The sequence below is a fragment of the Achromobacter animicus genome (assembly GCF_040775605.1).
In the GTDB taxonomy this organism is placed as follows: domain Bacteria; phylum Pseudomonadota; class Gammaproteobacteria; order Burkholderiales; family Burkholderiaceae_B; genus Achromobacter; species Achromobacter animicus.
This window is the reverse complement of sequence record NZ_JAYGJK010000001.1, coordinates 2,119,159-2,132,086: the sequence shown is the minus strand read 5'-3', so window position 1 is coordinate 2,132,086 and position 12,928 is coordinate 2,119,159. Positions and strand designations below refer to the sequence as shown.

The following is a 12,928-nucleotide window of genomic DNA, read 5'->3' as shown; positions in this document are numbered from 1 at the left end:
GTTCCGAAAAATCAGGCAGCGACGGAGGCGGCGCTGGCGGCCTTGGCCGCCACGGCCTTTTCGAGCGCCTGCACGAACATGCCGGCCACGTCGAAGCCGGTCTGTTCGGCGATTTCCACGAAACAGGTGGGGCTGGTGACGTTGACTTCGGTAACAAAGTCGCCAATGACGTCCAGGCCAACCAGCAGCAGACCGCGGGCGGCCAGCTTGGGCGCCACGGCTTCGGCGATTTCGCGGTCGCGGGCAGACAGTTCCTGCGCGACGCCACGGCCGCCGGCGGCCAGATTGCCGCGCGTTTCGCCGGCCAGGGGAATGCGGGCCAGGGAATACGGCACGGGTTCGCCGCCAATCAGCAGGATGCGCTTGTCGCCCTTGACGATGTCAGGGATGAAGCGCTGCGCCATGATGGTGCGCGCGCCGTTGTCGGTGAGCGTTTCCAGGATGGCGTTCAGGTTGGGGTCTTTGGGCTGCAGGCGGAACACGCCCGTGCCGCCCATGCCGTCCAGCGGCTTGACGATGACATCCTGGTGCTTGTCGTGGAACGCCTTGAGACGCGCCATGTTGCGGGTGACCAGCGTGGGCGCGGTGAACTCGCTGATTTCGGTGATTGCCAACTTTTCCGGGTGGTTCCGGATGGCCGCACCGCCGTTGAACACGCAGGCGCCCTGCGCCTCGGCGTATTCGAGCAGATGCGTGGAATACACGTATTCCATGTCGAACGGGGGGTCCTTGCGCATCACGACCGCGCCAAAATCCGCCAGCGGCAGATCCTGGGAAGCGGATTCGCGCCACCAGTCGTGACCGTGCAGGTCGGCATCCGCCACCAGCTCGATCGGCGTGGTCTGCGCCTTGACGACGCCCGCCTCGATGTAGAGGTCGCCCTGCATGGCCACGCTGAGCGTGTGACCGCGCGCCACGAGGGCACGCATCATGGCGACCGAACTATCCTTGTACGCCTTGAGCAGCGGCAAGGGATCCAAAACGAACAAAACGTGCATCGCGACACCCTGAACGGACGCCGCCTCCCCTGGTGGGAAGGCGGCTATGCTTTGTGACATCGTAGCGTAGAGCCGGTCAATAAGCGAACCCGCCGGTCACGAGACGGACACGGCGGGTTGCAGGACCGCAAGGCGGAGCCTTGCATGAACCGGATACGGCGGGCGCTCAGGCTGCCGATTCGGGCTTGCCTGCGGGCACAGCCTTTTTCTTCGGCGCCAGCACCATGACCATCTGACGGCCTTCGAGCTTGGGCATGGCTTCGACCTGGGCAAGCTCCAGGAGATCGTCGCGCACGCGCTCAAGGACGCGCATGCCAAGTTCCTGGTGAGCCATTTCACGGCCACGGAAACGCAACGTCACCTTGGCCTTGTCGCCCTCTTCGAGGAAGCGGCGCAGGTTGCGCAGCTTGACCTGATAGTCGCCCTCGTCGGTCGCCGGACGGAATTTGACTTCCTTGACCTGGATGACCTTCTGCTTGGAGCGGGCTTCGGCTTGGCGCTTTTGCTCTTGGTACTTGAACTTGCCGTAGTCCATCAGACGGCAGACCGGCGGCTCGGCGTTCGGCGCGATTTCCACCAGATCCACGTCGTTTTGCTCGGAAAGACGGAACGCGTCGGCAATCTTGACGATGCCCAGCTGTTCTCCGTCCAGACCTATCAGGCGCACCTCGGGGACGCGGATTTCACCGTTGATGCGATTGGCTTTTTCAGTGGCGATGTTGAAAGCTCCTAGAAATGTTAAGCAGCGCTGCTATCGGGTTGATTGACGTCGCGACGGGTGGCGACGTCTTCGGACAACCGGGACACAAAGTCGTTGAACGGGATGGCGCCAAGGTCCAGGCCGCCCAATCCACGTACCGCGACAGTACCGTTTTGCTTTTCCTTGTCGCCGACGACAAGAATGTACGGCACCTTTTGCAGGCTGTGTTCCCGAATTTTACGAGTGATTTTTTCACCGCGCAAATCGGACTCTACTCTAAAGCCTTGTTTTTTCAGGCTTTGCGTGATTTCGGCAGCATAATCGGCCGAAGGTTCGGAAATGCAGCATACAACTGCTTGCACGGGCGCCAGCCAGGGCGGCATGGCGCCGGCGTGGTTTTCGATCAACATGCCGATGAAGCGCTCGAGCGAACCGAGGATCGCGCGGTGCAGCATGACCGGCGGGCGGCGCTGGTCGTTCTGGTCCACGTACTCGGCGCCCAGGCGCACGGGCATGGAGAAATCGACCTGGATCGTGCCGCACTGCCAGTGACGGCCGATGGCGTCCTTGAGCGTGTATTCGACCTTCGGACCGTAGAAGGCGCCCTCGCCCGGCGAGATTTCGAATTCGCAACCCGTGCGGCGCAGGCTTTCCATCAGGGCGGCTTCGGCCGTATCCCAGACTTCGTCCGTGCCGATACGCTTTTCAGGACGCGTGGCGACCTTGTACAGGACTTCGGTAAAGCCGAAGTCGCGATAGACCTTCTGCAAGAGCGCCGTGAAATCGGCGCATTCGTCCTGGAGCTGGTCTTCGGTACAGAAAATGTGGCCGTCGTCCTGCGTGAACCCGCGCACGCGCATCATGCCGTGCAGCGAACCGGAGGGCTCGTTGCGGTGGCATTGGCCGAATTCGCCGTAGCGCAGGGGCAGTTCGCGGTAGGAATGCAGGCCGGCGTTGAAGATCTGCACGTGGCCCGGGCAGTTCATGGGCTTGAGGCCATAGACGCGATTTTCGGACTCGGTCGTGAACATGTTTTCACGGTAGTTGTCCCAGTGGCCGGTCTTTTTCCAGAGCGAAATGTCCAGGATCTGCGGCGCCTTGACTTCCTGGTAGCCGTTGTCGCGGTACACGCTGCGCATGTATTGCTCGACCTGCTGCCACAGGGCCCAGCCCTTGGGATGCCAGAAGATCAGGCCCGGGGCCTCGTCCTGGAAGTGGAACAGGTCGAGTTCGCGGCCGATCTTGCGGTGGTCGCGGCGCTCGGCCTCTTCGAGCATGTGCAGGTAGGCTTCCTGTTCTTCTTTCGTTGCCCAGGCGGTGCCGTAGATGCGCTGGAGCATCTCGTTCTTGCTGTCGCCGCGCCAGTAGGCGCCTGCCACCTTCATCAGCTTGAAGACCTTGAGCTTGCCCGTGGACGGCACGTGCGGGCCGCGGCACAGGTCGATGAAGTCGCCTTCGCGGTACAGGCTCAGCGTCTCGTTGGACGGGATCGAGGCGATGATTTCCGCCTTGTACTTTTCGCCGATGCCCTTGAAGAATTCGACGGCGTCGTCGCGGGACCATTCTTCGCGCGTGACGACTTCGTCCTTCTTGGCCAGTTCGGCCATCTTCTTTTCGATGGCGGCCAGATCTTCCGGAGTGAAGGGGCGCTTGTACGAGAAGTCGTAGTAGAAGCCGTTGTCGATCACAGGGCCGATGGTGACCTGGGCATCAGGGAAGAGCTCCTTGACGGCATAGGCCAGCAGGTGGGCGGTCGAGTGGCGGATCAGATCCAGGCCGTCCGCATCCTTGGCCGTCACGATGGCCAGACGGGCGTCTTCTGCGATGCGGAAACTGGTGTCGACGAGCTTGGATTCCGCGCCGTCGAACGTCACGCGGCCGCCCAGGGCAGCCTTCGCCAGGCCCGTACCGATCGATTGCGCCACTTCGGCAACCGTTACCGGTTCCGGATATTGGCGCTGCGAACCATCGGGCAATGTGATCTGTACCATCGGGAGTGCTTCCTGGGGTTCTTGGAACTGAAAAACGAAAACAGAAACGAAAAACGCGGCCTGGTAGCCGCGTTCATTTGATTGTCTTGATGAGTCCTACCGCTGACCTGACACGGTGAAACCCGACGCACGAAAAAACTAACGCGACATGGGGCGAAAGTTCCGGGTCGTAGTTCGTGCGGGCGGGAAAAACATGTTTGGGCCTGTTGGTGCGCGCACTGCGGGGCGCGAATCAAGGTGCAGCAAAACAAATGCAGCCGAAATAGCTGCATGGATCGTTGCCGATTGTAGCACCGTTTGCGGGCTTTCCGTGGCGAAAACGCCACGGAGGATTGCAGTGAGCGCACCGGGGACGCAGCGAGATGTTTAGTGCCGACGGATCGGTCTGATTTTGGCCCGTTTGGTAACTCAAACGCGCGCCGAACACGTAATCTGCCCACGAATTTCAGGGCCGCGCACGGAAATGCGTCAGCGACCGCCGCGTCGTGGCCGCGCGGATTGCCCTGGCCCCCCATCCGATCGTGGAGCAACGATGAATCGCGTTTCAGAGACTGCAAGCCAGATGACCGGCGGCTCGCTTCACGGCCCGCTTATCGCGCCGGCGGACGGCTTAGAGGCCCGCAAGCACCTGCTGCTGTCGCGGCCGCCGCCGGTGATCCGGGTCGCGGTCCTGGACGACCATCCCGTCGTCGCGCTGGGCATTGGCGCCTTTCTGGAAAGCCGCCCTGGATTTCACGTGGTGCACCGCGAGACCTCCGCGCGCTCCTTGCTGGAGAAACTGGCCAAGCAGCCGTGCGACGTCGCGCTGATCGACTTCTATCTGCCCCTGGAACCCTTCGATGGCGTCAACTACCTGCGGCGGGTGCGCCGCTATCACCCCAACATGGCGGTCATCACCTTTTCCGCAGGCAATCGCCAAGAGACCGAGTACGCCGCCTTTCGGGCCGGCGCCGCCGGTTACCTGGCAAAACAATGGGGTCTGGTCCTGCTGCCGGACATGATCCGCGGCGTGGTCGAGGCCAATACGCCGTTCCTGACGGTCGAAGACGGACAGATCTGCAGCATGGAGCCGACGGCGCCGCATGCGCTGCTGACGACGTCGGAAGTGGAGGTGCTGCGCCACATCAGGCAGGGCCTGTCAGTGACACAGATTGCCCGCAGGCTGGTGCGCAGCAAGAAGACAGTCAGCACCCACAAGCGCCGCGCCATGCGCAAGCTGGGGCTGTCGGATGATTTGTCGCTGGCGCTGTACTTGCGCGACAAGTTTGCCGAATGAATCGCGCGGCCGGTTGGCCGCGCGAGAGATCAGATGATGCGGGAGTACGTGGCGGTGGGAATGGCCGATCGCAGGTATTTGTCGAAGGCCATGGCCACGGCCCGCACGAAGTACCAGCCCAGGCCGGTGACCCGCAATTCGCCCAGGTGCAGATTCACAAGGCCCAGTTCGGCCAGGCTGGCCACCTGCGAGAGCTCGCGGCTGAAGTAGTCGCCGAATTGCAGGCCATGCTTGGCCTCGATGCGGGCGAAGTCCACGCGGCCCTGGCACATGATGTCCATGATGATTTCGCGGCGGACCAGATCATCGGGGCTAAGGGCCAGACCGCGTTCGACGGCGAACTTCTCGGATTCGATGGCCGCGTAGTATTCGTCGAGGATCTTCGCGTTCTGGCTGTAGGTGTCGCCGATGCGTCCGATGGCCGACACGCCCAGCGCGATGAGGTCGCGATCCGGCTGTGTGCTGTAACCCTGGAAATTGCGGTGAAGCTCGCCGCGTTGCTTGGCAATGGCCAGTGCGTCGGTGTTCAACGCGAAATGGTCCATGCCGATATACGTGTAGCCCTGCTTCAGAAAGCCCTGGATGGCGGAGCTGAGCAGGCCGACTCGCGTGGCGCGGTCCGGCAGGTCGGATTCTTGAATGCGGCGCTGCGGCTTGAAGCGTTCGGGCAGATGCGCGTAGGCATAGAGTGCGATGCGGTCGGGACGCAGCGAGATGACCTGCTCGATGGTGCGGGCGAAGGATTCGGTGGTTTGCAGCGGCAGCCCATAGATGAGGTCCACGTTGACCGACGCATAGCCCAAGGCCCTCGCGCTATGCATCAGCGCGGCGACGTCTTCGTACGATTGGACCCGGTGCACCGCGACCTGTACGCGTTCGTCGAAATCCTGGACGCCGAAGCTCAAGCGGTTGAAGCCCAGTTGCTGCAGGAAGGCCAGGCGCTCGGGGGTAGCGGTGCGAGGATCGACTTCGACGGAAATTTCGGCATCGGGCTCAAAGCGGAAGGCGCCGCGCAGATCGCCCATCAGCCGCGCCAGTTCCTCGTTGGACAGGAACGTGGGGGTGCCGCCCCCGAAATGCAGTTGCGATACCGGCACGCCCGGGCCCAGTTCCTGCACATGCAGCGCGATTTCGCTGGACAGCGCATCCAGATAGCGGGCAGCGCGGTCGTGGTGGCGGGTCACCACCTTGTTACAGGCGCAGTAATAACAGACCGATTCACAGAAAGGAATGTGCACGTAGAGCGACAGTGGCTCGGCCGGGCTGGTTGCGCGCCGCTGCTGCAGGGCGAGGCGGTAGTCTTGCTCGCCGAAGCTTCCGTGATAACGGTCTGCCGTGGGATACGAGGTGTATCGCGGCCCGTTCTTGTCCAACCGGGCCAGCAGTTGGGGTGGAAAAAACGGCTCGGCGGTGGCGGGCGCCGGCGATTCCGAAGATTGAGGGCGTAGAGCGGCTTGCATAACCCGGATTATTCGCCTGCCCGCCCCCCGGCACTTTGATCTTGCGCAAACGGCGAGCACCGCGTCTGCCGCGGGGCAAGCTTTGCCACGGCGAGCGAGCGCCATCCTGCTGCGCCGCCCTGCCCCGTAAAATGCCGCGACACACCGGGCAAGACGTGCATGCCGAGAATCGCGCAGCCCGATTCCCGCCACGGACTCCCGCCGCGAGATTCCCGCAGCAAACAAGGATCAATCAATGGAAACCGAACTGGAAGGCCGCCTGCTGGCCATGCGCCAAGCACTGGCGATTGCGATCGCCCTGTCGACCCGCAGCAGCCCCCAGGCCACCGACATGGCGCTGGAACTCCTGGGCGACCTGAAGGCCAATCTGGACAACACGCCGGCCGACAGTCCGTTCGGCAAGCCGGAATGGGTGGTGGGCGCCCATGACGAACTCGACGGCATCGCCCGCCTGGTTCGGGCGTTTACGCAAACGCCCGAACCGGACGACGACGGGCAGTAGACATGCGTCGAACTCAGGCCAATAACCTCCAACTGGCCTGACCACCAGACGAACAGCAGTGGATTCCCTCACATCGTTTTCCCTGAAAGCGGCGGTTTCCCCTTTTGTTTCAAGGGCGAGGTGCCTATATTGGTGGCCTGACCACCAGGCCAACCCTTTGCGCAGACCGCCCGATGAGCACCTTTCAAGCCGTCGCTGTCACTCGTCTGTATCGCATGATCGCCGACCAGATCGCGGGACGCATCCGGGCCGGCGACTTTCCGCGCGGCCGGCGGTTGCCGTCAGAGCGGGATCTGGCCGAACAATTGCAGGTCAGCCGCGCGTCGATCCGCGAAGCGCTGATCGCACTTGAAATCGAGGGCTACGTCGAGGTCCGCGTCGGCACCGGTGTTTTCGTGGCGGACAAGGAAGGCGGCGGCGCGGCGTGGGGCGCCGGGCCGAACGCCAGTGCGGCGCAGAGCACCGACGACATCGGCCCGTTCGACCTGCTGGAAGCCCGCCTCCTGATCGAACCCGAATGCGCCGGCATGGCGGCCCAGCACGCCACGCCCGCCCAGCTTGCGGCGATCCGCGAAGCCCATGAGGGCATGTCGCTGACGGAGTCTCCCGGTCGGCACGACCGCGAATTCCACGGCGCGATCGCTGCCGCCTGCGGCAACGCCGCGCTGGCCGCCGCGGTGGGCCACCTGTGGAACCTGACCCAGTCCAGCTCGGTGTACCGCCGGATGCAGGACTACTTCGTCGACGCCAAGGTGTGGGCCGTCGCCCACGCCGAACACCAGCGCATCCTGACTGCGATCGTGGCGCGCGACCCCATGCGGGCGCGCCACGCCATGCACGCACACCTGCTTGGCATCCTGGCGCGATTGCGCGAGGACTTTGGCGACGTTTCCAACCCCCGAGGCGATCTATGACGACACCCACCCTGTCCATCAACGGCAACCGGCTGTGGCAATCCTTGATGGATCTTGCGCAGATCGGCGCGACGCCCAAGGGCGGCAACTGCCGCCTGGCGCTAACCGCGCTCGATGGCCAGGGGCGCGATCTGGTGACCGGCTGGATGCGCGATGCCGGCATGACGGTGCGCGTGGACCAGGTGGGCAACATCTTTGCCCGGCGCGCGGGCCGCGACGACAGCCTGCCGCCTGTCATGACGGGCAGTCACATCGACACACAGCCCACCGGCGGCAAGTTCGACGGCTGTTATGGCGTGCTGGCCGGGCTTGAAGTCATCCGCACCCTGAACGACGCGGGCGTGCAGACCGACGCCCCGCTGGAAGTGGCGATCTGGACCAACGAGGAAGGCTCGCGCTTTGTGCCGGTCATGATGGGATCGGGCGTATTCGCCGGCAAATTCCCATTGGAAACCGCGCTGTCGGCCCGCGACGCGCAGGGCATCAGCGTGCGCGACGAGCTTGCCGCCATCGGGTACGCGGGCGCCGATCCCGTGGGCGGCCGCCCCGTCGACGCCTATTTCGAGGCGCATATCGAGCAGGGCCCGATCCTTGAGCACGAGGAAAAGACCGTCGGCGTGGTGACGGGGTCGCTGGGGCTGCGCTGGTACGACGTCACGGTGACCGGCATGGAAATGCACGCCGGCCCGACACCGATGGCAATCCGCCGCGACGCGCTTTTTGCCACGAGCTTCCTGCTCCAGGCGGTCGTGAACATCGCCAACACCCATCAGCCGCATGGACGCGGCACGGTAGGCGAGATCCACGCATTTCCCGGATCGCGCAACGTGATCCCGGGCCAGGTGCGTTTCACCACCGACCTGCGCCACGAAGACGAGGCGACGCTGGACCGCATGGACCAGGATTGGCGGCGCGTCTGCGACGACATCGCCGTCGCGCATGGCGTGCGTGTCGAGGTGAAGGATGTGCAGTACTTTCCGCCGACGCCGTTCGATTCCGATCTGGTCGACAAGGTGCGCAAAGGCGCCGCGAACCGTGGTCTGCCCGCGATGAACATCGTCACCGGCGCCGGACACGATGCCGTCTACATGGCCGCCGTCGCGCCCACCGCCATGATCTTCGTGCCGTGCAAGGACGGCATCAGCCACAACGAAATCGAAGACGCCCGGCCCGAGCATCTGGAGGCCGGGTGCAACGTCTTGCTCGACGCCATGGTGGCGCGGGCCAATGGCGCCAGTCAGCGCCCTGAATGATTTGCCCAAGCCGTAGCCAGCACGCCTGATTCGTCCAACAAAAAATGCAAAGGGGAAAAACTTGCAGCCGGACACTCACCGCACCGCAGCCGACGACCGCGCCGCCTTCGCCGCCCTGGCGAAGCACCATTGAATTCTCCGCATTGGTGCGCGGCGCCTTAACCAGCACCTGAACGAAGCATTGTTGCAGCAGCTCCACCCGCAGTACCCAAGAAACGCAGGTGGCATGAGGTTTGCTTGATTCGGCACGGCTATCGCCGCGTCTAGGCGGCCGCCTGTCCGACCCTTTCCAGCCCGGAGGCTCGCAGTGAAATCGAAAAACTGGTTTTCCCTAAGCATCGGCGCATTGGTCCTTGCGGCCGCGCTGCCCGCCACGCAGGCGTTCGCCCAGACCAAAGGCGGCACGCTGAACATGATCGTGCAGCCTGAACCGCCGGTCATCGTGACGGCCATCAATCAGCAGGGGCCAACGCAATTCGTTGCAGGCAAGATCTACGAAAGCCTGCTGACCTACTCCACCGACTTGAAGCCGCAACCTGGCCTGGCCAAGTCCTGGGAAGCCGCCGCGGACGGGCTGACCTACACCTTCCATCTGCAAGACAACGTGAAGTGGCATGACGGCAAACCGTTCACGTCCGAAGACGTGGTGTTCTCGTTGGCGGAGATGCTGCCCAAGACCCATGCGCGTGCCCGCGTCATCCTGAACAAGTTCGTCGATTCCGTGACGGCGCCGGATGCCAAAACCGTGGTCATCAAGCTGAAGACGCCGTTCCCCGCTTTCATGCTGATGTTCGAACCCGGCTTTGCGCCGATGATGCCCAAGCATCTGTACGCCGGCACGGACTACATGACCAACCCCGCCAACCAGAAGCCCGTGGGCACCGGCCCGTTCGTCTTCAAGGAATGGAAGCGCGGCGAATACATCAAGCTGGCGCGCAATCCCGACTACTGGAAGCCGGGCAAGCCCTATCTGGATGAGCTGGTGTTCAACGTGATTCCGGATGCTGCCTCGCGCGCCGTGGCCTTTGAGCGCGGCAGCGTGGACGTGCTGCGCGGCGGCGACGTGGACAACGTCGACATCAAGCGCCTGCGCGGCCTGCCCAACGTGGAATACACCACTGCGGGCTGGGAGATGTTCTCGCCTCAGGCCTACCTGATCTTCAACATGCGCAAGCCGCCCTTCGACAACCTGAAGGTGCGCCAGGCGGTGATGGCGGCCATGAACCGCAGCATGGTGGTCAACAACATCTTCTTCGGCCTGGGCAAGGTGTCGACCAGCCCGTTCGTGACGACCGAGATGTTCTACGACAAGAACATGCCGCCGATGCCGTTCGACATGAAGAAGGCGCGCGCGCTGATCAAGGAATCAGGCATCAAGCCGGGCGACTACACGATCCGCCAGTTGAGTTTTCCGTATGGCTCGACCTGGGATCGCCTGGGTGAATACACCAAGCAGGCGCTGGAACAGCTTGGCTTCAAGGTGAATGTGGAATCGACCGACGCGGGCGGCTGGGCCAGCCGCACCGGCAACTGGGACTTCGACCTGACCACCACCTTCACCTACCAGTACGGCGACCCCGCGCTGGGCGTGCAGCGGCTGTACATCTCGTCGAACATCGTCAAGGGTTCGCCCTTCGCCAACGTGCAGGGATACAGCAATCCCGAGACCGACAAGCTGTGGGAGGCCGCCGCCTCCGAGGTCGATCCGGCCAAGCGCCAGGAGCTCTACACCAAGATCCAGACGACCCTCGTCAACGAGGTGGCCAACGGATTCCTGGTCGACATGGAGTTCCCCACCCTGTCTCGCGCCAACGTCAAGAACCTGGTCAAGACCGCCATCGGTCTGAACGAGTCGTTCGACGACGTCTACATCGAGAAGAAGTAAGCGCTGCCGAAGCGCCGCCGTGGGTTTGACCCGCGGCGGCGCCCCGCTGCGCGATGGGCCCGCTTGCCGCCGGCAAAGCCCGTCCTGAAAGGACCCGAGCATGAGATTCCTGTCTTTCCTGCTTTCCCGCATCGGCAAGGCCCTGGTGGTGGTGCTGGGCGTGGTGATCATCAATTTCTTCCTGATACGGCTGGCGCCCGGCGACCCCGCCGCCGTGCTCGCCGGCCAGGCCGGCGCGGGCGATGCCGCCTACGTGGACCAGCTGCGTGTCGCTTTCGGGCTGGACAAGCCGATCCTGACGCAGCTCCTGCTTTATCTGAAGGGCGTGGTGCAGCTGGACCTGGGGTTTTCGTACCGCAACCACGTGCCGGTGCTGGACTTGATCGTCGAGCGCCTGCCCGCCACGTTCCTCTTGATGTCGTGCGCGTTCGTGTTTTCCATCGTGCTGGGCGTGCTGCTGGGCGTGGTGGCGGCCAAGGCGCGCTACCGCAACAAGCGCCGCTGGATCGATAGCTCGGTGATGACCGGGGCCCTGCTCCTGTACGCCACGCCGCTCTTCTGGCTGTCGCTGATGGGCATTCTGCTGTTTTCGGTGGTGCTGGGCTGGCTGCCGGCGTTCGGCATGGAAACCGTGGGCGCCAACCTGACCGGCTGGGCGCGCGCGGGCGACATCGCCCTGCACCTCATCCTGCCGACCGTGACGCTGGGCTGCTTCTTCATGGCCGTCTATGTGCGGCTGACCCGCGCGTCGATGCTGGAAGTGATCGGCATGGACTTCGTGAAAACGGCCCGCGCCAAGGGCGTGAGCCCCAGCCGTGTGATCCGCGCGCACGTGCTGCGCAACGCGCTGCTGCCGGTCATCACGTTTGCCGGCATCCAGCTCGGGCAGATGGCGGGCGGCGCGGTCCTGACCGAAACCGTCTTCGCGTGGCCCGGCATCGGCCGTCTGATGTTTGACGCCCTGCTGCAACGCGACTACCAGCTTCTGCTGGGCATCTTCCTGGTCACGTCCATCATGGTCGTCGTCTTCAACCTGTTGACCGACGTGCTGTACCGCCTGATCGATCCGCGCATCGGCGCGGGCGCGCAGCAAGGAGCCTCCGCATGAAGTCATTCGCCCAACGTTACATGCGCAATTACGGGGCGGTGGCCGGCCTGGTCATCATGCTGATCGTGGTGGCCGTGGCTCTGGCGGCGCCGCTGCTGTACGAGGAATCGCCATGGATGATGGTGGCCGATCCGCTGATCCCGCCGTTCACCAATGCGGACTATCCGTTCGGCACGGACATGCTGGGCCGCGACATCACGGCCGGCCTGGTGTGGGGCGCGCGCGTGTCGCTGATGGTCGGTTTGCTGTCGACCGCCGTCGCGCTGCTGTTCGGCATCCTGGTGGGGTCGGTGGCCGGCTATTGCGGCGGCCGCGTGGACGACGCGCTGATGCGCTTCACCGAGTTCTTCCAGACCATTCCGCAACTGGCGATGGCCGTGGTGCTGGTCGCCATTTTGAGTCCGTCGGTGTATTCGATCATGGGCGCGATCGCCGTGGTGTCCTGGCCGCCGGCCGCGCGGCTGGTGCGGTCAGAGTTCATGACGCTCAAGCAGCGCGAATTCGTGCAGGCGGCCATCGTGATTGGCCAGACGCCGGCGCGCATCGTGGGCACGCAGATCCTGCCCAATGCCATGTCGCCCATCATCGTGTCGGCCTCGTTCATGGTGGCGACCGCCATCCTGACGGAATCGTCGCTGTCTTTCCTGGGCCTGGGCGACCGCAACCTGATGAGCTGGGGCTTCATGATCGGCGCGGCGCGCACGATGATCCGCGAAGCCTGGTGGATGAGCGTGTGGCCGGGCGTCGCGATTTTGCTGACCGTGCTGGCCATCAACCTGATCGGCGAAGGCCTGAACGACGCCCTCAACCCGCAACTGCGCAAGCGCGGCGAATAGGAGGC

11 protein-coding genes are annotated in these 12,928 nt (G+C 63.8%); 7 read left to right on the top strand and 4 right to left on the bottom strand.

The annotated features are described in order from the left end of the window. Nucleotides 1-11: 11 nt before the first annotated feature. The 3 genes from gshB to thrS all read right to left on the bottom strand — a co-directional run bounded on the left by gshB (nt 12) and on the right by thrS (nt 3,689). The gene (gene gshB / locus AB3147_RS09510) at nt 12-998 is read right to left on the bottom strand and encodes a glutathione synthase (protein WP_218343342.1); all 987 of its coding nucleotides are present in this window, start codon (nt 996-998) and stop codon (nt 12-14) included. 166 nt (nt 999-1,164) lie between these two features. Next, complete coding sequence (gene infC, locus AB3147_RS09505) at nt 1,165-1,716, bottom strand: translation initiation factor IF-3 (RefSeq protein ID WP_076812461.1); 552 nt, start codon at nt 1,714-1,716, stop codon at nt 1,165-1,167. A gap of 20 nt (nt 1,717-1,736) precedes the next feature. After that, nucleotides 1,737-3,689 (bottom strand): threonine--tRNA ligase, encoded by a 1,953-nt coding sequence (thrS, locus tag AB3147_RS09500; RefSeq protein ID WP_175124019.1) that lies wholly within the window; start codon nt 3,687-3,689, stop codon nt 1,737-1,739. A gap of 562 nt (nt 3,690-4,251) precedes the next feature. On the opposite strand from thrS, the gene AB3147_RS09495 reads away from it, so the two are divergent. Continuing rightward, a complete protein-coding gene (locus AB3147_RS09495) occupies nt 4,252-4,965 on the top strand; it encodes a response regulator transcription factor (RefSeq protein ID WP_175124188.1) in 714 nt (237 codons plus the stop codon). 29 nt (nt 4,966-4,994) lie between these two features. On the opposite strand, the gene hemN is transcribed toward AB3147_RS09495, so the two are convergent. Then, entirely contained in the window at nt 4,995-6,425 is a 1,431-nt protein-coding gene (gene hemN / locus AB3147_RS09490; protein ID WP_367351784.1) for an oxygen-independent coproporphyrinogen III oxidase, read from the bottom strand. A gap of 235 nt (nt 6,426-6,660) precedes the next feature. Here hemN and AB3147_RS09485 point away from each other — a divergent pair, with 235 nt between their 5' ends. From AB3147_RS09485 to AB3147_RS09460, 6 genes are all read left to right on the top strand, one after another. Beyond that, the gene (locus AB3147_RS09485; RefSeq protein WP_175124017.1) at nt 6,661-6,927 is read left to right on the top strand and encodes a hypothetical protein; all 267 of its coding nucleotides are present in this window, start codon (nt 6,661-6,663) and stop codon (nt 6,925-6,927) included. Between the two features lie 173 nt (nt 6,928-7,100). Continuing rightward, the gene (locus tag AB3147_RS09480; RefSeq protein ID WP_313065576.1) at nt 7,101-7,841 is read left to right on the top strand and encodes a FadR/GntR family transcriptional regulator; all 741 of its coding nucleotides are present in this window, start codon (nt 7,101-7,103) and stop codon (nt 7,839-7,841) included. Next, nucleotides 7,838-9,094 carry a Zn-dependent hydrolase gene (locus AB3147_RS09475; protein ID WP_175138550.1) on the top strand — a complete coding sequence of 419 codons (1,257 nt, stop codon included), beginning with the start codon at nt 7,838-7,840 and terminating at the stop codon, nt 9,092-9,094. The genes AB3147_RS09480 and AB3147_RS09475 overlap by 4 nt, the downstream gene beginning before the upstream one ends. 307 nt (nt 9,095-9,401) lie before the next feature. Then, nucleotides 9,402-10,979 carry an ABC transporter substrate-binding protein gene (locus tag AB3147_RS09470; RefSeq protein WP_367351783.1) on the top strand — a complete coding sequence of 526 codons (1,578 nt, stop codon included), beginning with the start codon at nt 9,402-9,404 and terminating at the stop codon, nt 10,977-10,979. A 100-nt stretch (nt 10,980-11,079) separates the two neighbouring features. After that, complete coding sequence (locus tag AB3147_RS09465) at nt 11,080-12,087, top strand: ABC transporter permease (RefSeq protein ID WP_056569653.1); 1,008 nt, start codon at nt 11,080-11,082, stop codon at nt 12,085-12,087. Then, nucleotides 12,084-12,923 carry an ABC transporter permease gene (locus AB3147_RS09460; RefSeq protein WP_056569649.1) on the top strand — a complete coding sequence of 280 codons (840 nt, stop codon included), beginning with the start codon at nt 12,084-12,086 and terminating at the stop codon, nt 12,921-12,923. Before AB3147_RS09465 ends, AB3147_RS09460 begins: the two co-directional genes overlap by 4 nt. Nucleotides 12,924-12,928: the final 5 nt, after the last annotated feature.